14 protein-coding genes are annotated in these 20251 nt (G+C 41.0%); 6 read left to right on the forward strand and 8 right to left on the reverse strand.

The window, feature by feature from the left end; all coding sequences use genetic code 11:
- Nucleotides 1-723: 723 nt before the first annotated feature.
- Complete coding sequence (locus IQ274_RS01175) at nt 724-3057, forward strand: NACHT domain-containing protein (RefSeq protein ID WP_193867109.1); 2334 nt, start codon at nt 724-726, stop codon at nt 3055-3057.
- A gap of 523 nt (nt 3058-3580) precedes the next feature.
- Here IQ274_RS01175 and IQ274_RS37670 read toward each other — a convergent pair.
- The 8 genes from IQ274_RS37670 to IQ274_RS01210 form a co-directional block, all read right to left on the reverse strand.
- A complete protein-coding gene (locus IQ274_RS37670; RefSeq protein ID WP_322745164.1) occupies nt 3581-4501 on the reverse strand; it encodes an ATP-binding protein in 921 nt (306 codons plus the stop codon).
- Between the two features lie 13 nt (nt 4502-4514).
- Nucleotides 4515-7814 carry a chemotaxis protein CheB gene (locus IQ274_RS01180; protein WP_322745165.1) on the reverse strand — a complete coding sequence of 1100 codons (3300 nt, stop codon included), beginning with the start codon at nt 7812-7814 and terminating at the stop codon, nt 4515-4517.
- 565 nt (nt 7815-8379) lie between these two features.
- Nucleotides 8380-8814 carry a response regulator gene (locus IQ274_RS01185; protein WP_228057969.1) on the reverse strand — a complete coding sequence of 145 codons (435 nt, stop codon included), beginning with the start codon at nt 8812-8814 and terminating at the stop codon, nt 8380-8382.
- 47 nt (nt 8815-8861) lie between these two features.
- Nucleotides 8862-9002, reverse strand: coding sequence for a fasciclin domain-containing protein (locus tag IQ274_RS01190; RefSeq protein ID WP_175586638.1), 141 nt, complete (start codon nt 9000-9002; stop codon nt 8862-8864).
- A gap of 593 nt (nt 9003-9595) precedes the next feature.
- On the reverse strand, nt 9596-10861 hold the full coding sequence (locus IQ274_RS01195) for a lactate racemase domain-containing protein (RefSeq protein ID WP_163928951.1): 1266 nt from the start codon (nt 10859-10861) through the stop codon (nt 9596-9598).
- 2 nt (nt 10862-10863) lie between these two features.
- Nucleotides 10864-11700, reverse strand: coding sequence for an SDR family oxidoreductase (locus IQ274_RS01200; RefSeq protein WP_193867111.1), 837 nt, complete (start codon nt 11698-11700; stop codon nt 10864-10866).
- A 437-nt stretch (nt 11701-12137) separates the two neighbouring features.
- Nucleotides 12138-13556 carry a glucuronate isomerase gene (gene uxaC, locus IQ274_RS01205; RefSeq protein WP_193867113.1) on the reverse strand — a complete coding sequence of 473 codons (1419 nt, stop codon included), beginning with the start codon at nt 13554-13556 and terminating at the stop codon, nt 12138-12140.
- Nucleotides 13557-13707: 151 nt separating this feature from the next.
- Entirely contained in the window at nt 13708-14736 is a 1029-nt protein-coding gene (locus IQ274_RS01210) for a LacI family DNA-binding transcriptional regulator (protein WP_193867115.1), read from the reverse strand.
- Nucleotides 14737-14907: 171 nt separating this feature from the next.
- On the opposite strand from IQ274_RS01210, the gene IQ274_RS01215 reads away from it, so the two are divergent.
- The 5 genes from IQ274_RS01215 to IQ274_RS01235 all read left to right on the forward strand — a co-directional run bounded on the left by IQ274_RS01215 (nt 14908) and on the right by IQ274_RS01235 (nt 20044).
- A complete protein-coding gene (locus IQ274_RS01215; RefSeq protein WP_193867116.1) occupies nt 14908-15393 on the forward strand; it encodes a gluconokinase in 486 nt (161 codons plus the stop codon).
- A 137-nt stretch (nt 15394-15530) separates the two neighbouring features.
- Complete coding sequence (locus IQ274_RS01220; RefSeq protein ID WP_193867118.1) at nt 15531-15854, forward strand: DUF1815 family protein; 324 nt, start codon at nt 15531-15533, stop codon at nt 15852-15854.
- Nucleotides 15855-16353: 499 nt separating this feature from the next.
- On the forward strand, nt 16354-17250 hold the full coding sequence (locus IQ274_RS01225) for an inositol oxygenase family protein (RefSeq protein WP_163928945.1): 897 nt from the start codon (nt 16354-16356) through the stop codon (nt 17248-17250).
- A 728-nt stretch (nt 17251-17978) separates the two neighbouring features.
- Nucleotides 17979-18983 (forward strand): ABC transporter substrate-binding protein, encoded by a 1005-nt coding sequence (locus IQ274_RS01230; protein WP_163928944.1) that lies wholly within the window; start codon nt 17979-17981, stop codon nt 18981-18983.
- 38 nt (nt 18984-19021) lie between these two features.
- The gene (locus tag IQ274_RS01235; protein ID WP_163928943.1) at nt 19022-20044 is read left to right on the forward strand and encodes an ABC transporter substrate-binding protein; all 1023 of its coding nucleotides are present in this window, start codon (nt 19022-19024) and stop codon (nt 20042-20044) included.
- Nucleotides 20045-20251: the final 207 nt, after the last annotated feature.

Below are 20251 nucleotides of genomic sequence, written 5' to 3' on the forward strand. Positions count from 1 at the left end.
TCTGTAAGAGTACGTGGACTCGCTACCGCTACGCTATCAGTGAGGGATTCAGATCCGACACTGATTGTTTTGCAGCAAATTTTCAATTGGGTGTGGTGTTTCACCATTTATTCATCCAGCATTTGCACGGAATTGAATTTCTGATGCTGGCAAAATTGCACATGTATTATTTCTTGTTAATAAGGATTTTGCTTAATAAGTAGGCTTGACAATAAAACGCTATAACTATTTAAATAAAGAAAAAATCTTATGTTTTAAATACGTTTGCGTTAATAATACATCTTAGAGCCAATTATATTTAAAAAGCCAGTTAGCAACACAATAAAAGGACTTGAGAATCTAAGCCTCATGTCGGCACATAAACCTCTAAATCATAAGCTTGAGCTAAGTTATTTAAACATTAATTATAACAAGCTAACTTTATACAAAAGTATACAGAAGTGTTACAATAATGAGTACTCAATCGTACATAAATTTGAGACTTGCCGCACCACTAGAGGTAATAGATATACAAAAACTTTCTCGGCCACCCAATACAAAGTTATAAAACATACTTTAATTACTCAAATTTTACTGAAAAATGCAATGATAGGATATTGTCCGAAGATGCTTTAAATAAATTATTAGCACTTAAAAATAGCTAACTTAGTTTCTAAGTAGTTCCGAAATTATATATTGCAATAATGTCAACTTGAAGAATTTTTATCCGATGTGTAAGCTTCTATGGTCAAGCGATCGCTCGAAGCATCAGTTACCGGGATTGAACAAGCCAAAAAAGCGTTCGCTCATAAAGGGTGGACACAAGATAATTTGGCTTTTGAAGTCAACTTAAAGACTCGCCAACCAATTTGGCGGTTTTTTACTGGGCGTTCGGTTGACCGTCATATCTTTATAGAAATTTGTTCGGTGTTGTCGTTGAATTGGCGTGAGATTGCGGCTAATCCTCCAGAAGAATTTTCTGAATCAAAAGAACTTAGTGCTGCTGAATTTTTAGATATTGATGCTCTAGTACAATTTGTGCGATCGCAACGCTTTGACAAAATTCAAGACCAGTGCGGCACTTTGCAGTTATTAGATGTTAGTCGCCCCGTTAGAATCGACGACATTTACATAGATGTCAACATTTTGGAGGAGATTGCAAGCCTTCAGTGGTTAGAGTTTTCTGACTTGCAAAAGTTTACATCAAAAGAATTTGATCGCTTTGGTTTAGGTGAAGTATCCCAAATAGAAATCGCAGGGATCACGGCAGTTCAAACTTACTCAAAGCTACGGGTGTTGGGTAAACCGGGAGCAGGTAAAACCACTTTTTTACAACATCTAGCGATTCAATGCAACCGAGGTAGATTTGCTGCAAATCGGGTTGCCATTTTTGTCACCTTAAGAGATTTTGCCGACGAATCTAGAGAAGCAGGAGAGTTCAATTTACTTAACTATATTTGCAAAGAATTCCTTACCTGTGGGATTGCAGATCCATCTGTGCTGGAAACTTTGTTGTTGTCAGGTAGAGTGTTGCTGTTGCTGGATGGATTAGATGAAGTGCTTCATCAAGAAAGGAAGGGTGTCGCCAATGAGATTCGCAGATTCTCTGAAAAGTATCAAAAGAATATATTTGTCGTCACCTGCCGCACGGCGGCTAAAGCTTTTAACCTTAGACGCTTTACAGATGTTGAAATTGCCCCATTTAGTCAAGACCAAATTGTTGCTTTTGCTCAGAAGTGGTTTACAGCACTTACAAAAACGAACATCCAGAATAAACAAGGACAGGCAATTGAGTTTATTAAGAAACTAGATTTACCGGAAAACTTACAATTTCGTAGACTTGCCGTCTCCCCCTTGTTTTTACATCTCGCTTGCTGGGTTTTTCATCACCAGAACAAATTCCCAAACCAAAAAATTGCGTTTTATAAGCAATGTTTATACCTCCTGCTGGGCAAATGGGATGAAACCAAAGCAATTGAACGGGATGAAGTGTACGAAGGTTTCTTATTATCACAAAATCTGAAGTTGCTGAGTCAGGTTGCTAGCGCGACATTTGACCAGGGTAATTACTTTTTTGAACAACGCATTGTTGAACAATACATTAGCGATTATATCTGTGATTTACCGAATGCTTCGACGGAACCAGAGGAATTGCAATTAGATAGTGAAGGGGTACTTCAGGCGATAGAGTTACAACATGGATTACTAGCAGAACGAGTGCGGGGAATTTTCTCCTTCTCTTATTTGACGTTTCAAGAATATCTGACTGCTCGAAAAATCGTTGCCAGTTATAATTTACAAGCATTAGAACGACCGTTAGAACGTCTGGTGAGTCATATTACTGAACCCAGATGGCGCGAAATCTTTTTGTTAACGGTTGCCATGCTGCGGAGTGCAGATTTCTTAGTACTGTTGATGAAGCAAGAAGTTGATGCGCTAGTGGCTCAAGATCCATATTTGCAAAAATTTCTAACTTGGGCAAATCACAAGTCCCTTGCCACTCCCCCCCAGCCTATTGCGATTCGTGCGTTTTACCTTACTCTGGCTCGAACTCCTCACTTGATATCGCCCTTTGCTCTTGTCTGCATCCTTGATCAGGATATTTTTTTGGATGCGGCATTAGATAACCTAGTAATGGAATGCAAATCTAATTTTGCCGATGCCGATGCCTGCGACGATGCTTTGAGTTATGCTTTAGCGATCGCTCAAGATGCTGGCTTACATCAAGCTTTACAACAACTTAAAGACCTACTGCCCGATCCAGAACAAAGTAGAGAAAGCATTCAGACATGGTGGCAAACAAGTTATCCTGCTTGGATGGAACAGTTAAAAACTGCGATCGCCAAGCATCGAAACATTGAACATCACTGGCACTTCAGCCCACAGCAACAGCAAGTATTGCAACAATATTACGATGCCAATCAGTTGCTTCTCGATTGCCTCAATAGCAACTGTGAGGTAACAGGCGTTGTGCGCCAGGAGATTGAAGCTAGTTTGTTGTTGCCGAGAAAAGAACTCTCCAAGCAGGAATGGCAGGGGGCAGGGGGCATGGGGCAGGGAGCAAAGGAGAAGTTGTAGTGAGTCTTTCCCTTCTGCTTCTTGTACCCAAGCAATTCTAAATCATTCGTGAAAAATTAAATCCCCGACTTCTTTGAAAAGTCGAGGATCTGGACACCGCACATTTTTTACTTTTTCATAATTAAAATTAACGTGAGTTCGACAAGTATTATTTGACCTCTCCCCCAACCCCTCTCCGACACGGAGCTACTGTGTATACACAAGTTCTAAAATCCTTGCCTGGTAAGATACAAGCCTTAGTAGGCAAGGTTTTGAACTGAGCAAGCTAATTATCAATAGTGTCAGCTTATTGATAGAGGTTTAACGGATAATCTTGGATTTTAAAAATAATTTTCCGTTATTTTGTGTCCATGTGATTCCCAACTCAACTTGTGTATACACGGTAGCCGACACGGAGAGGGGAGCAAAAGCTGAATTTTTCGCTACTCCTCCCTTTCCGTTTCGGAGAGGGAGGCTGGGAGGGAGAGATTCGTCGAACTCACGTTAAAATTAGTTGCTCTGTACCTCAATTACGAATTACGAATTACGAATTATCTGTGCCTCGTTCAGTCAAATTTGCAATCATCAATACTAATTGAGTAAGGTCAATCGGTTTAGCTAGATGCATTTGGAAACCAGCATCAATTGCCTTTTGCCGCTCTTGTTCGGTGGCATAGGCAGTAATTGCTACTGCTGGAATTTGTCCCCCAGCTTCAGCTTCAAGCGCTCTTACCTGACGAATCAGGGAGAAACCATCTTCCTCTGGCATTCCAATATCTGCTAGAAGCACATCATATTTGCCAGGAGATTCAGTTAAAGCAGCGATCGCTTCCCTTGCCGATGGCACAACCACTACTTCAGCCCCGAAATTTTCTAACATCGACTTGATTAAGTCGCGGCTATCCGCTTGATCGTCTACAGCCAAGATGCATAATCCTTCAAGGCTCAAGGGTGGATTTTTACCATTTAATGTGTGCTGAGTCTCTGACAAAACGATCGGCTCTAAATAACTTGGCGGTGTAATCTCCGGTGGCATTGAGCGCAGAGGCAGCCTGACAACAATCGTGGTTCCTTGTCCCTCACCTGGACTTTGCGCTTGAACTGTTCCACCGTGAAGTTCGACAAGATGACGGACGATTGACAAGCCTAATCCAAGTCCCTGACTGGTTTTGCTGCTGCTGGAATCTCCTTGGCGGAAGCGATCGAAAACATAAGGCAGCAAGTCTGCCCGGATGCCAATTCCTGTGTCGCTGACTCGAATTTCAGCATGAGTATATACAGCTTCGAGCATGATTCCCACTCGTCCACCGGGTGGAGTAAACTTAATCGCGTTAGAAAGTAAATTCCACAGAACTTGCTGTAAGCGATCAAAATCTCCGATAACTGTCGCCGAGTTCAACTGTGAAATAATTTGAATGCTTTTCGCCTCTGCGGACAATTCGATAGACTCAATGGCGGCATCCACTACTGAAACTAGATCACATTAGACGAGTATTTAAATGAAGCTTGCCACTCGTAATCCGTGAGACATCCAGCATATCATCGATTAACTGAGCTTGCACCTTAGCACTCCGCTCCACCACTTCCCAGGCACGAGTGACTGCTGAAGAATCTAAATCGCGGGTACGGAAAAGTTGCGCCCAGCCCAGTATAGTATTGAGCGGATTACGAAGTTCATGGGAGAGGTTCGACAGGAATTCATCTTTGGCTCGGTTGGCAATTTCCGCCTGTTGACGGGCTGACTGCTCTTGTGCTAGAAGCTCGGATCGCTCTAACTCTAACTGTTTGCGATCGCTGATATCTTCAATGGTCAGCAAAATCCTGTGGGCATCTCCCTCTTGAATAATTTTCCAACCATTGAGCAGCATGGTTTTCTGCCCAATCCGCTCAAAACGATGCTCTACCTCCAAGTTTTGAATACTGGTATCGTTGGCAAGGATGTCTTCTAAGAGCGATCGCAGTTCGGGCAGGTTCCATTGACCGTTCCCTAGTTCAAAAATCAGAGATTGGGCTGTCTCTGATGGTGAAACCTGAAATGTTTCATAAAACGAGCGATTGGCTTTGTTCACCCGCAAATCAGAATCAAGCACGATTAACGGCACTTGTACCGTCTCCACAATCGCTTCAGCGTAATTCCGGGCTTGTTCTAAGGTTGCGGCACTGCGTTTGAGAACATCAATATCTATTAACACCAACACTACACCGTCAATCTTGTTTTCTGTAGTGCGATAAGGACGGATGCGGAGGTTGTACCAATGTCCCCCCAGAGTTTGGACTTCTAATTCTTTGATGCTGAGTGTGTCAAGAACCTCCAAAATTATAGTTTCTAACTCAGGAACATCGAGATTTGCTCTGATGTCGCTCAAAGGTCGTCCAGCATCGGTGGGAATCAAATTGAAAAGTCGCTGCGCCATTGGCGTAAAACGTCGAATGCGTAAGTCCAAAGTCAATATCAAAATGGGAATATTAATACTGGCAAGTAAATTCGTGAGATCGTTGTTGACTTGGTGTAATTCCAGATTTCGACTACGAAGTTCTTCATTAGTGGTGTTGAGTTCTTCGTTAGTTGCCTGAATCTCTTCTTTGGCAGTTTCTAGCTCCTCATTGGTGCTTTGCAACTCTTCATTACTCGACAGGATTTCTTCATTGGCAACTTTCAAATCTTGATTGATATGCTCCTGCTCTTGGATCACCGCTTGTAGATATTCTTGAGTTGCAGCCCGCTCTTTGATGGCGGTTGCAAGTTCAAGCCTTAGCTGAACAATCTCCTGCGCTAAGTCTGACTGCTCTTCGCTCTCAGGATTTACTGTACTGGGGTTGTTAATTGTGAGTGGGGCTGATTCAAATAAAACCAGAAAGTAGAGTTCTTCGCCAGTCCCAGGCTTGAATGGAATCACCTCAAGATTGATGATTTTTGAAAGACCGCCCTCTTCAATCCGTAACCCTTCTCTTCTAACTAGAATTTTTTGCCGTTGTGCCTGATAAATTGTCGCCCGTAGCTCGATGAGCAAACCCTCGCGCACCATTTTGAATAAGTTAAGACTCGGTTTCCCAGGTACAAGTTTGAGGTAGAGATCGATTTCTCCCCGAAATTGCAGCACGTCCATCTTGTCATTAATCACCACACCTACTGGGGCATAGTGATTCAAGATTAGTTGGTCAGTTTTTTTCTCTAAATCAAACTCATCCGATGAGAATTCATCGGTCGGCTTTGATTCGTCCACTTTTACTATCGGATAATTGCTAGTAATGAACGAAAAAGTTGGACGAATTGCAGTTAGCTTTTTGGTATAGATTTTATACTTTTTGTCAATCTGAATAAACAAATCCGAATATTTACCTGTGCTTTCTGAAGTCCCTAGCAGCAAGAAGCCAGTCGGATTAAGACTGTAATGAAAGATGGGCAATATCCGTTTTTGCAACGTTTCGTCCAAGTAAATCAGTACATTCCGGCAGCTAATTAAATCTAAGTTAGAAAAAGGGGGATCGCTGCCCAAGTCTTGTCGGGCAAACACACACAGTTCACGGACAGCTTTGCTAATTTGATATCCACCGCCCTCAAGGGCATTAAAAAATCTGCGGCGGCTCTCTGGTGAGACTTCCACCATTTGATTCTCTGCATAAATACCCGTTCTCGCTTTGTCAATCGCGATCTCGCTGATGTCTGTGGCAAAAATTTGGATCGGCGGCGAGGTTACTTTATTTGACAAAAACTCCAGCAAGGAGATAGCGATGGAATACACTTCTTCGCCCGTCGAACACCCAGCTACCCAAATCCGAATCGGCAACTCTGCTGATTTGTTTTCGATGATGGTAGGAAAGACTCGCTCTTTCAACAGTTCAAATGCTTCGGGATCGCGGAAAAAATGGGTGACGTGGATCAGAATTTCTTCATAGAGCGCCTTGACTTCACTGGGATTGTTTTGCAAATACTCGGCATAATCCTCCAAGCGTTCTAGTTTATACAACAGCATTCGCCGCTGGATTCGGCGATCGAGGGTGTTGGGCTTGTAGTGGCTGAAGTCAACGCCAGTTTGCGATCGCAATAATACAAATATAGTCGCCAGGGCATCTCCCTGTTCGGGCAATTTATCAACTGCGATCGGTGGCAAAGAGTTAGAAATAAAAGGATTGCGACTGAGGTTTACAAGTTCCTCGGCGATTTTTTGCGGCGGTAGCACAAAATCCACATTCCCGGTGGCAACAGCAGTATTGGGCATACTATCGAATTTTGCTGTGTCTTCACACTGAGCAAAAGTCACGCCTCCAGCTGCTTTGATTGCCTTCAGCCCTAGTGAACCGTCTCCATCTGCTCCAGATAGAACAACTGCGATCGCTTTGTGCCCTCGATCTGCTGCCAATGAAGTAAAGAACGCATCAGCAGGCATATATTTACCATGAACTTTCTCTCGCGGCGTGAGTTGCAACACCCCACCAGACAGCATCATCTTAGTGTTAGGCGGAATAATGTAGACCTGGTTAGGTTCCACAGTCACGCCGTCTCGCACTTCATTGACGGGCATTGTAGTTGTTCTTCCTAAAATCTCGCTCAACAGACTCTTGTGGTTAGGGTCTAAGTGTTGAATCAGCACAAATGCCATCCCTGTATCGGTAAGCAAGTGCTTAAGTACCTGCGTAAATGCCTCTAATCCACCCGCAGAGGCGGCAATGCCAACGATGGGAAATAAAGCATTTGCAATATCTTGCTGCTCTACGTCGAACGCTTCATTAGCGGTAGATTCAGATACAGGTTGCTCAGAGGGTTGATCGGATGTCATAGGATGAAGTTTAGTACCGCAATGCTTTGGCGACTAAGGTTTATATTTTAAGTTGGTTTACCAAATAAAAGTAGGAGGCAGGAAGAAAATATATTTTTTGACCTTTGCTACTTTCTTAACAGCACCCTAATTTTATTTACGAAAAACAAAAAAATATTTATCTGAATATTCAACAAATATAAACTATAAACAATTTTAATTTTTCTCGATCTAAATCACTGCCAAAAAATAACAAGCTAGAATAAATGCAATACCAATAGTTCCGCTATTCAAAAGTAAAACTAATTGAGATGAAACACACATTTTATAGTTCCTTGTATTAATCCTATCATTTATCAAGTTTATTAGTATAGCAATCCTAAATGATTTATGAGAAAACACTATATTCATAAAGTTTAGGGAAGTTAAAAATTTGACAATGAAGGGGAAAGCTTTGAATATATCCCTTTCCCTTTCCCCAGAGCATAAGGAAAGTTAAAAATGCTTATCCGAACCGTATTGCCATATCATTACTTATCAAAATTTAGACTACTATATTTAAGACATTAATTAGAGCTAGTTAGCATTAGCGCAAATGAAGATTATTGGCAATTGCTAAAATGCCAAGTACAGCAACAAAATCATCAATAACTATAGGTTTAGCAACGCATAGACTAAACCCAGCTAAGAGAGAACGTTGATACATATCTTCAGTTACAGCGCCTGTCAGAGCGATGGCTGGCACTGCTTTGCCTCGCTCTCCCGTAAGTGTTCTTATTTGGCGAATCAGAGCATAGCTATCCTCCTTTGGCGAGGAAATACCATTTAAGAGGATATCAGGTTGCCATTGCACAAATATTTCCAGAGCTTGCTGGACTAAAAATGCCTCTTGCACCTTCACACCATAGGATTGCAACATCGCTGTTAAAGAATTGCAAAAATTGACATCATTATCTACAAGGAGTACTCGCAGCCCTTGAAGAAATGAAGGATGAGTAGGAAATTTATTATTTATATACATCACAGTTTCAAAAATGAGGCTTTATTGAGCTTTGCAATGTCCTTAAGCTATACATCTATTGTGCTTGATTGAAGTTCAATAAATGTCTCCTCAGTAGGCACAAAAACGGTGAACGGGCTATTACTTTTGAAAGTGTCTACTTCCTGAGCAGCTTTGATTGCAGCAACTAGGATATTAGGGACTTCCAACCAAAAAATATCCCATTGCTTTTAGGGCAGGGGAGCTATTAGCTGGGGGAGGAAAAGTTGTTTTGATTCAAAAAATTGGATAATTTCTTTTTTGGAGTTCCTCTAAAGACACTAGCTTTCATGGCAGCATCGCCAATATTAACTATTTATTTGACCCACTCAAAAGAATTTTTATTAACAATGTTTACTTTAACATCCTATTGTTAAAGATCATGTTTCAACAAATGTTTGATTAGGGTATAATTTGTATATTTTGTATAAATTTAGCAAAAAAATTATGATATTGAACACTCTAGATAATTCATCCTTGGAACGTCTGATAGGCAATCATACCTGAAGCTCAACATCAGCAGTTGCTATATCTGCACAATTAAATGTTCATGTCTCCCTAAAGATTTTAGCTATCCTTGGGGATTGGGTTATGAATAGCTAGTAGTTCGCCAAGGAAACTTGGCGGGGTAAAGGGCAAGGGGGAAAGGGAAAAGATGTTTACTCCTTTAACCTTTAACCTTTCCCCTTTTCCCAGCCCTCACCTAACAATTTTGGGTTGGCAGACTACTAGTACAAATCTATGCCATCTCTAAATTGACAGCTTACTTATCACTGGTTAGACGGTATAATATTTCGCCAGCTTTCGGCACAAGTAAGATACCTTCATCCTCACGGTTAGCCCATTCTGTAGGTCTAATGGTCGCTGGATCGCGATAGTTTAAGTTATGAGCAGCACAGCGTTCAGCAGAAATACCAGTGGCTAAAGTGACACGAATCCGCGCTTGTTCCCCTTCTATAGGATCAAATGTACCCATACCTTTTAAGTGAGTACTATGAGCCAGCACTCCACCGGGATAGACTTGAAATTTATCCCACTGTTTGAGGAAATAATCCCGTACATGATAGCCAATTTGAGATAGAATTTCACCGTGTGTGTAGCTAAACTCAGTAATGTGAGGGGCATATATAATTACTTCGCCTCCGTCAGCCACTACTGGCTCTAGCTTGTACATTCCTTTTGCGGCCGTCCAAATGTCATCATACATTTCGGGCATTACTGAAAGCACTTGTTTAAAAGGCTGATTTACATAAGTAATATGCAGTTTGTCGGATAATTTTGCGGCTGCTTCCCAGGCTGACTCTGGTTTATCTATGTAAAGTCCTGCTAGCTGATTTGTTTTGGGTGCAACCACCATCGCCAAGCAAAGTTTCGGTGTAGAAATTAGGTTAGCGGCTCGGTTAATCAAGCGCCGAACTGGTGTTATTCCCGATGTACCAATGATTTCGTAACTGGTTATTAAAGCACCTAACCAGTGGGATATATCAATTACTTCCTGACCACCAATACCGGGAAAAAAGTATTTATTTCCACCAGAAAAACCGACAACTTCGTGGGGAAACACAGGGCCGCAAATCATTATTAGATCGTACTGTGTTACAAGCTTGTTAACCCTGACTTCAACGGACTGATGTAGCATTCCCCGGCTAATTTCTGCTATCTCATCTGCCGAAATTACTCCACAGGAAATAAAGGTATCTGGCTCATTCCATAGGTGGTTAAAGATGCGAACTTTTTTAAAGGTTGTCTCTCGCTCTTTTGATGTCACCCCCACTAGGTGATTAATCTGTTCTTCACTCATAGGATTATGTGTACCCAGAGCGATCAAAAAATCTAGAGCTGGAACTCTTTTACCCAACTCCTGATGCAGCAATCGAAACATTTGCGGGATGGGAGCAGTGCGGGTACTATCTGGAATTAATACTAAAATACGCTGTCCATCTAATTGACGATCTGCCAAAGCTTGATGAACTAGCCCAGAAATTTGCTCGTCGGAAAGTGTTCCGTTAGTTACAGCTAGTGAATACATGATTAAACTCCACTGTAGATACTGAACCCACCGTCTACCGATATAACTACCCCATTCACAAAACTAGAACCAGAACTGCATAACCAAATCAAAGTACTGAGTAATTCGTCCGGTGTTCCGAAGCGTCCGGCTGGGGTATGCTCGATAATTTTTTGCCCGCGCACGGTCAAACTACCGTCTGCATTTAAGAGTAAATCTCGATTTTGTTCTCCAATAAAGAAACCTGGCGCGATCGCATTTACTCGCATTCCATCCCCATACTTCTGGGCAAGTTCGACGGCTAACCAACGAGTAAAGTTATCTATCCCGGCTTTAGCGGCTGAGTAGCCAACCACTCGACTAATCACCCGAATGGCAGACATAGAAGAAATATTGACAATACAACCAGATGGCTGATTTCTTTCAACCATTGCTTGACCAAAAACTTGGCTAGGCAATAGAGTACCGAGTAAGTTGAGGCTAACTACTTCCTCAAAAGCTGTATGTGGCATATCAAAAATAGTGGCATCAGGGGTAATTGTGGCAGCAGGAATATTACCGCCAGCCGAGTTTATCAAGATGTCTATTTGACCCCAACGCTGTATGATTTTATCTCTGGCTATTTCTAATTGGGAGCGATCGCTAACATCTGCCAGTACAGCCATACTTTCTCCACCGTTAGCAGTAATATCAGCTACTACTGCACTCGCCCGTGCTTCATTGCGGCCTAGAACGACTACCCGCGCTCCAGCAAGGGCTAAACCCTTTGCCATTGCTCCACCAAGTACACCAGAACCGCCTGTGACTACTGCTACCCGATCTTTTAGGCTAAAAAGTTTATTTAAAATCAAATCTGACATCTTATTTCAATTCGTAATTCGTAATTAAAGAAATCAGTATTAGGACTAGCCCTTTGAAGGTGGGTAAAAATTTTGATTAATAAATTCCTGTTTAAGGTCTTTACTCTGTGTCCTCTGCGCGGCAGTCGCTCATGGGGGAAACCCCCTTCTCTACGAGACGCTCCGCGTTCGCGTAGCGTTCCGTAAAGCCTGCGGCATAGCTCCGCTTAGGGCGCAGCCTCTCGTAGAGAAGGAAAGGCGCTAGCCTCTCCCTTTGGGAGAAGACCGCGCTGCCTTGCCTCTGTGGTTAAATAAATTTCTTTTAAACCGCAGAGACACAGAGAAGCCAGTGCATTGGGCGGGTTCCCCGACTTGTAGCAAATGGCGCGGCGCTGAGAAAAAACAATCTTATTTTACGAGTCACTTTGAAAGGGCTAATTCTAGCAGCTTGATTTGTATTAGTCTAATTTGTAAGCACTTTTAGCAAGGTCGTAAGCTAAAGCGCGGGCCATATCATACCCTTCCTCTTCATCAACCAATCCCCGTGTTACTAATCCAGCTAACCAATTACAAGCTACCCGCCGCCAAACATTATGACGAGCCGGAATAGAAACAAAAGCGCGGGTATCATCATTAAACCCAGCAGTATTATAAATTCCGGCAGTTTCCATTACCTGATTGAAGTAGCGTTCCATGCCATTTACGCTGTCGTGAAACCACCAGGGTGGCCCGAGCAATATAGTAGGATAATGGCCAGCTAAAGGAGCCATCTCTCGGCTATAAGTGCTTTCATCCATACCAAAAATAATTAAACGGAAGCGCTGATCGTTCCCATAAGCTGACAACAATGGGTGCAGATTTCGAGTCCATTCTATATTGAGGGGAATATCGGCACCTTTATCAGATCCAAATTTCTCAAACAGAGCTGGGTTATGGTTACGCATAACACCACAATGCATTTGCATCACCAAACCATCTTCTACACTCATCCGAGCCATTTCCATAAAAATATGACCGGTAAACTGCTCTACATCGCCTAGATTCAGTTTGCCGATTAATGCTCTAGCAAAGATAGCTTCTGCTTCTTGGTCAGAAAGACGTGTGGTATAAGGCGTAGCTGCACCTTGATCGGTAGCTGTTGCACCCATTTTTTTAAATATTGCCCGACGTTCTTCTAAAGCTTGCACAAAAGTAGCGTAACTACTAATTTCTCTACCGATACTGCTTTCCAATTTGGTGAGATTTTCTCGCCAAGCAGGAGCATCTAGGTTAACTACTGCATCTGGTCGAAAAGTCGGTCTGATTTGAGTAAAACCTTCTGCATGGAGCGATCGCTGATTCTCTAGGTTATCACTGGCTGCATCGGTAGTACAAAGCACTTCGATGTTAAAGCGTTTGAATAAAGCACGAGGGGAAAACTCAGCTAAGGCTAATAAACTTTCCAGATAATCATAGATACGTCCAGCATTATGAGAATTTAAAGCTTCATCCACCCCAAAGACATTAGTTAATTCGTCTTTGAGCCACAACCCTGATGGAGTACCCTGGAATAAATAAAAATGTTCGGCGAACAATTGCCAGATTTTCCGGTGGTCAGTTTCTGGCGGTGCATCATGAGCAGGTATGCCTAGAGCTTCCAGAGGAACGCCCCGACTATAAAGCATCCGCAAAATGTAGTGGTCAGGGATAATAAATAATTCGGTTGGTGAACCAAAACGGGCTGCTGGATTAGCTAACAGGGCTGGATCTACGTGGCCGTGTGGGCAGACTAAAGGTAATGCAGATATGCTGTCAAAGAATTGATGGGCTAGTCGTCTTTGAGCTGGTTCTGGAGAAAAGCAGCGATCGGGAGATAAAGTTGGTTTTTTGGTTAACATATTTTTGCTTGGCTAAAATTTTTACTGTTGCTGAGTGTAAATAATTTGTCTTACAAACAGGGAAAGAGTTGTCCATTTTGAAACATTTTCTCTTGTAGGTTTAGTCTAATTACACAAAAACTACAGTTTTCAAGATAGACACGATTTCAAATTACTGTATTAATCTTGCACTACTACCACGCTCTACTAGAAAAGGAGATAAAACGCGGTTTTCCACAGTTTTTTCTTCTAATAAATCAAGTAACATTTGCATGGCATAGCCACCAATTTCTAACATCGGCTGGCTGACTGTTGTAAGTGCCGGTGTAACGTAACTACCTAAAGCAATACCATCAAATCCAACCAGGCTTAAATTTCGTGGTACTAAAATACCTAGTTCTTGGCAAGCTAAAAGAGCGCCAACCGCCACCATATCGTTGTAACAAAAAATGCCTGTTACCTCAGCAGTCAATAGTTTAGATAGCATATTTTGTCCGGTGGCGACATCGCTGATTCTGGTATCATACTCGTCACTAATTGAAACCCAATCAGGATTTTGTGGTAGACCAGCTTCAGCAAGAGCTATTTGATATCCTTCTAGGCGCTCGCGGTTTGACCTGCTGCGATCGCTTACACCCAAATAACCAATGCTGGTGTGTCCCAAACTTATTAAATGCTCTGTGGCTAATCTAGCGCCTAAGCGATCGTCTATTGCCACTGAGTGAAATATTTCGGATTGATCTTCAGTCTGGCTGTTAATCAGAACTGTTGGCACAGCAATTTGGGTTAGTTGCTTTGTATGCTGTTTGCTAATTCGTGAGTCGGCTACTAAGATTCCGTCTACTCTGCGGCGATGAAAGGTATCAATAGCTGCCATTTCCTGCTCAAAATCTCGGTGTGAAGCACTTAACAAAACACTCAATCCGGCTGGTCTAGCTATCTGTTCAATGCCATCTACAACTTCAGCAAAAAAGGGATCTGCAATTGAAGTTACTACTACACCAATAGTATTAGTACGTTTATTTTGCAAACTTTGAGCTATAGCATTTGGCACATAGTTCATCTCCTGGGCCAGTTGCTTAATTTCTTCTCGTACTTTCGGGCTAATGAGAGCATTATCCCGCAAAGCACGTGAAACTGTGGAATGAGAAACACCTGCTCTACGAGCAATATCTTCAATTGAAATTCTTCGTTTATTCATTTTTTAGTTTAGATTTTAAAATAATGCACACGTGTGCATTTATATGTATTATAGAAAATAATGGTTATTTGTCAAGAGATTTTAATACAACTCTTTGCATACAAAAATTCAATAGTCTTACTTCCTGCCTCCTGTCCCTTACCTCAATAACTTAACTTTTCTTCAAAAAATATGATTATTATCGTCATGGGTGTATCTGGTTCTGGCAAAACCACTATAGGAAAACTGCTAGCAGACTCTTTAGGCTGGGAGTTTATTGATGCTGATAGTTTCCACTCACCAGAGAATGTTGATAAAATGCGGCGCGGTATCCCGTTGACTGAAGCTGACAGGATGCCTTGGTTGCAAGATTTGCAAGCAGCCATCAAACATTGGCTGCAAGAAAATAAAAATGTCGTGCTGGCGTGTTCGGCTTTAAAAGACAGCTATCGGCAATTTTTGGTATCGGATAGCGATCGCACTAAGTTAGTTTACCTCAAAGGCTCTTATGAGTTGATTCAAATACGGTTAAAAGAACGTAGCAATCATTACATGAGCGAGAAACTTCTCAATAGCCAGTTTGATACTCTCGAAGAACCATTAGATACGATATCTATGGATGTTGCACAACCACCCCAGATCATTGTCCAGAATATTAGAACGGCTTTGAGACTTTAGCTGATTGGTTAAAACCGTAAGGTTAAGATTAATCACGTCTCTACGAAAACACGAACTTTCGGCAACTAAATACGTCGGATGTAAGTCTAAAGAAGTTTTAAAAGCAACCACCTCACTGAAGCGGTAGGAGAAAACTAGTGTTTCTAAGATTAGCGCAACAACATCAAGAATTCGTTCAAGACTTGGTAATGAACCTACAAGCCTTGACAATTATTCTTGAGCGGCGTGGGTATTCTGCCTCATGTTATACGTGCGGCAACCAAATGAAGAGTGCTTCATTTATGGTTAGCCTGCGAGAAAAGCATCTGATTCGTTTTGTAGTGTCTGATTACGGAATTACTTGGATGGAATTATGGGACGATCGCGAATTAATGAAGTTGGAGGGTGCAGAAGCAATAAAACAATTGCAAGAGTTGTCTAATATTATCAAGTATTCGCACACCATACAATTGACAACTTAACACTCCTCTAAGTCAAAGCGACAAAAAACTTAATATAGATTTTACACAGGTGTGTATAAAGCTATTTATTCAAAAATCTATCCAACAGATGAATTATTTGTTGGTATAAACTTATATCTACGCAACTCGCATAAGTACTTGGTTTTAAGTCTGCGCTCTACATTTCGTGTACTTTATAAATACTTTTGTCTAATTCCGATTGGATTGTAAAAAACACTTGACTACAGGGTTTTGCAGATCGAAAAGAAACTTAACACACGTCTTTGCACACGTGTGCAAAAATAAATCAATTACAGCTTTTGCACACCTGTGCATAAATGGATTCCCAAAGTCCGATTTAGAAAATCAATACCGACAAGTAACAAGATATGTCTCCAATACTTGTCGGTTAAGGGGAAAAGGGGAAGGGGGAAGGGGAAAAAACCTTTAACCTTTATCCTTTAACCTTTTCCCCAAACCCAATTCCGAGTTAAAAATCCTTAACCGAGCAGTATTGGATATGTCTCAGATTTTAAAGAATTCCATCGAACAAGCTCAAAACAACCCCTTACATTCGCTAGAAGAGTGGGAAGAAGACTTACTCAATCGCTATCCCAATCCAGACAGCATAGTTAAAGAAGGTAAAACCACCGAAGAGTATAGGAATTACCAAACGCCTACTAGAGATACGGTGAAGGAATTTTATCGGTTAAATCATATTAATCAAACATATAATTTTGTCCTTGAGAAAGAAAAGAATTTTCTCAAGTTTGATAAGAAAGAAATGTCTGTTTGGGATGCGGTTGAATTTTTGAATCAATTAGTAGATGATTCAGATCCTGATACAGATATGGATCAGCTACAACACCTATTGCAAACATCAGAAGCCATTCGCGCTGATGGTCATCCTGATTGGATGGTACTTACTGGCTTCTTTCACGATCTGGGGAAGGTGCTTTGTCTATTTGGTGAGCCTCAATGGGCTACTGTCGGTGATACCTATCCAGTGGGTTGTGCATTCTCTGATAAAATTGTTTTCTCGGAATTTTTCAAAGAAAACCCTGATTACAATAACCCCAATTACAACACTAAATATGGTATTTACGAGCCGAATTGTGGATTGAGTAATGTACATATTTCATGGGGGCATGATGAGTATTTATATCAGATAATGAAAAACTATTTGCCTGAATCGGCGTTGTATATGCTTCGCTATCACTCATTTTATCCTCAACACCGCGAAAACGCATATAACCATTTGATGGATAAACACGATCGCGAAATGTTTAAATGGGTGAATTTATTCAATCCTTATGATTTGTATTCAAAAAACCCTACTCCTCCCGATTGGCAAAACTTAAGACCATACTATGAAGATTTAGTGGCTAAATATCTACCCGCGACGTTAAAGTTTTAAACTGCTGACACTCAATTACTAGCTATTGCTGTGCGCTAAAAAATCTCCATTTTTCTAGGAGATGCTAAGAGCAGTTAATCAATTTCAGGTTTGGGATTTTAGATTAACCTATATCTATAGATTGGTGCTGAAAACTAGTTTGAAGCTTAGAATTTGAAATCTTGCAACTACATTATCTAAAATCTAAAACTGGTTATCCTCCAAGCTAAATTATGATATTTCAATCTGAAAATATTAAGTTTTTTGAATTTGCTTAATCTTAAAAATACTTAACATTTTCCAGCACTAGAATTCCAAGAGTTTTAACTAAAGATAGATTAAAAATCTTTCTTTATTTTGTAACATTTAATAACTAAAACTCATTTTGGTACTAAGGAAGGATAAACTCATAAAAAGACAAGCAGATGTTCTCAAGGCGAATAATATCCTTTTCTAAAAATTTTGCCGAAAAGGTAGTTTCAATCCAGGCACATTAAAAAAGCATTTTCACCAAAAACTAGTGTGAATGACGTGATGTAATCGTCAGAAATTTGCTTTAAAAATAAATTTTTTTAGTGAATTGGAATGAATAGCAGCAACTCAAATCACATCAGTTTGCAAGATATTAAATAAGAGTTGAAAATGCCAAATCCTGTAGAAATATTAGGTAATGTCTGATTATTTTAGACATGTTTAATATTCTGCCGACCTTGATCAAATTTAAATCCGTTGTTAAAAATAAGACAAAGATGAAGACAATTGCGCTCATAGTTGGCATATTAGGTTTCACTTTTGTGAGCTGCACAAATAGCGCTCCAAATGACAACTCTGCTGCTAATGTTACTAATACTGCTACCAACACTAGTTTACAGACTAAAGTTAATAGTCCAAATAGAAAATTGCAAACAATTGGTGTTGCCTTGGGTGACTTGGGAAACCCTTTCTATAATGCAGTGCAGAAGGGTGCGGAGACAGAAGCGAAGAAAATCGGCGGTAATATTAGAGTGAATGCGGTTTCTAGTGGTTTTGATCTGAACCAACAAAGCAACCAAATCGAAAATTTTACTGCTGCAAATACTGATTTAATTATCCTCAGCGCTGTTGATAAAAAAGGAGTTAAACCAGTAATTGACCAAGCAAGGCTGGCAGGTAAGATTGTCATTGCCGTAGATTCAGCCGTTGATGCAGACGTAGATGCAATGATTAGCTCCAACAATACCCAAGCTGGTGAAGTTGCTTGTCAATATATTGCCGATCGCATCAAAGGTCAAGGTAGTGTAGTCATCCTCAACGGTACGCCGATGGATTCAATCAATCAGCGAGTCAGTGGTTGTGAAAAGTCATTAGCCAAATATCCCGATATCAAACTCATCTCTAAAGACCAAAACGCTGAAGGGACAAGGGATGGAGGTTTGAGAGTGATGAGTGATTTACTTACAACCTTTCCCAAAATAGATGCCGTTTTTGCCACGAACGACCAAAGCGGTGTGGGTGCAGACTTAGCAGCTAGACAAGCAAGACGCAAAGAATTTTTTATTGTTGGGGTTGACGGTTCGCCAGATGCAACCAAAGCAATGGAAGACAAAGATGGTGTATTTGCTGCAACTGCGGCGCAAAATCCCGCAGGGATGGCTCAAAAAGCAGTTCAAGTGGGAAATGAGATCGTTCAGGGCAAAAAACCTGAGTCATCTGAGATTTTGATTCCAGTCAAATTGGTTACTAGAGATAATCTCAGCAGCTACAAAGGCTGGTAAGTAAGAAAATTTTAATTAACTTTAGGAAATAGATAAACATGAAAAGGATTGCGATCGCAGCTAGCATACTAGGTATCATCAGTGGTGGCGTTGTCGGCTGTACAAATGCTTCTCCCGATAACAACACTGCTACTAACCCTGAGACAAAACCTGCTACAAATACTAGTGCCGAGACTAAAACTGCCACTAGGAATTCCAAATTACGATCAGTTGCCTTTACCGTTGGCGATTTAAGTAACCCTTTCTTTGTCCTCATGGGACAAGCAACTGAGGCAGAAGCCAAGAAAATTGGCGGTAAAGATGTCAATGTAACTGTAGTTTCCAGCGCTTACGATCTGAATCAACAAGCCAATCAAATTGAAAATTTCACTGCTTCCAATACTGACATTATTATCGTCAATGCTGCTGATAAAAGTGGCATTAAACCAGCAATTGAAAAAGCGAAACAAGCTGGTAGAATTGTCATTGCGGTAGATACTGGTGCTGAAGGAGGCGTGGATGCCACTATCACTACTAATAATGTTCAAGCTGGAGAAGTTAGTTGTAAATATATTGCCGATCGCCTCAAAGGTAAAGGCAATGTAGTAATAGTTAATGGCCCGCCAGTAGACTCGGTGATTCAGCGAGTTAGTGGCTGCGAGAGTGTACTGTCTAAATATCCTGATATCAAAATCCTCTCCAAAAACCAGAATGCAGAAGGTAGTCGGGATGGAGGACTGAGAGTTATGACTGATTTGCTCACCACCTTCCCAAAAATTGATGCGGTTTTTGCCATCAACGATCCAAGTGGAGTTGGTGCAGAACTAGCAGCAAACCAAGCACAACGTAAAGATTTCTTTATTGTCGGGGTTGATGGTGCGCCAGAAGCAATCACTGCGATCGCAGCTAAAGATAGTATATATGCTGCAACCGCTACTCAAAATCCGCGAGGGATGGCTGAAAAAGCAGTTCAGGTTGGAAACGACATTTTAAATGGGAAAAAACCTACTAATCCCACCATTTTGATTCCCGTAAAGCTGATTACAAAAGATAATGTCAGCACAGAAAAAGGCTGGAAATAATAATAATTGTAAATTCGCAATTAAGAGTTATGTCTAAGCTGAATTGAGTCTTTTGATACATTGACATAGTTTTTGCACATACCCATGATGTATCTATGTGCATTTGTAGAAAGTTCTGAATATTGCCTTTCAATATTCAGAGCTTCCCAAGATAGCAATTGCTTTTTAAAACAGAATTTTGTGATGCTTTTAATTTCACATCATCAG

Source organism: Nostoc sp. LEGE 12447 (assembly GCF_015206985.1).
GTDB lineage: Bacteria > Cyanobacteriota > Cyanobacteriia > Cyanobacteriales > Nostocaceae > Nostoc.